Source organism: Halomonas sp. 3D7M, from assembly GCF_014897885.1.
Lineage (GTDB): Bacteria > Pseudomonadota > Gammaproteobacteria > Pseudomonadales > Halomonadaceae > Vreelandella.
Window position 1 is genome coordinate 1 of sequence record NZ_JABUZF010000038.1, and the last position, 798, is coordinate 798.

The following is a 798-nucleotide window of genomic DNA, read 5'->3' on the forward strand; positions in this document are numbered from 1 at the left end:
CTGCGGCTGGATCACCTCCTTAAACGATGCGTCATGCCTCGCGGTAAGCGCTCACAATGAATTACCTGATCAGATAATAGAGCAAACGGTAGCTAGTTTAGCTGTCATAAGGGTCTGTAGCTTAGTTGGTTAGAACGCACCCCCTGACCTTAAATGGAAAGCAGGGTGAGGTCGGCTAACAGGTTTATGGTGCCCGATGATAGTTGAATACCCGGGTCTGTAGCTCAGTTGGTTAGAGCGCACCCCTGATAAGGGTGAGGTCGGCAGTTCAAGTCTGCCCAGACCCACCAAATTCCTGTGATACTGCGTTAAAATGCTCCTCGTATAGCAGACTATACGTCGTTGCATTTTGCCTTGCCTCACAGAAATTAATGGCAAGAGGTTAGGTCGGCAAAAAAATGGGGCCATAGCTCAGCTGGGAGGACCCACCAATTTTATTCAGTACGGCGTTATTTTATGACTCGCATAGCAGGCTATGCGTCGCCATAAAATGCCTTGTCCTGTATAAAATTACCCGGAAAAAGTAATACGATGGGGCCATAGCTCAGCTGGGAGAGCGCCTGCCTTGCACGCAGGAGGTCAGCGGTTCGATCCCGCTTGGCTCCACCATTATGTTGTATTTTACCAACCGTTTGTTGATGTTTTGTGACCATTGATAAGTCAAACGCTGAGACTGCGTTGCCTTATCACTGTTCATCGAACAGTCGCTCTTTAACAATGTATATCATGCTGACATAAACGTTTTAAAACGTTTATACGTAATTGTTTTGTGATACGTCTCAAGCGTATCCGGCAATC

General features: G+C 47.0%; 2 tRNA genes. Both read left to right on the plus strand.

Annotation, left to right across the window (positions count from 1 at the left end):
• The first annotated feature begins 213 nt into the window (after nt 1-213).
• Nucleotides 214-290: transfer RNA gene (locus INT22_RS01200), tRNA-Ile, on the plus strand.
• Between the two features lie 243 nt (nt 291-533).
• Nucleotides 534-609 (plus strand) — tRNA-Ala (locus INT22_RS01205).
• Nucleotides 610-798 lie beyond the last annotated feature (189 nt).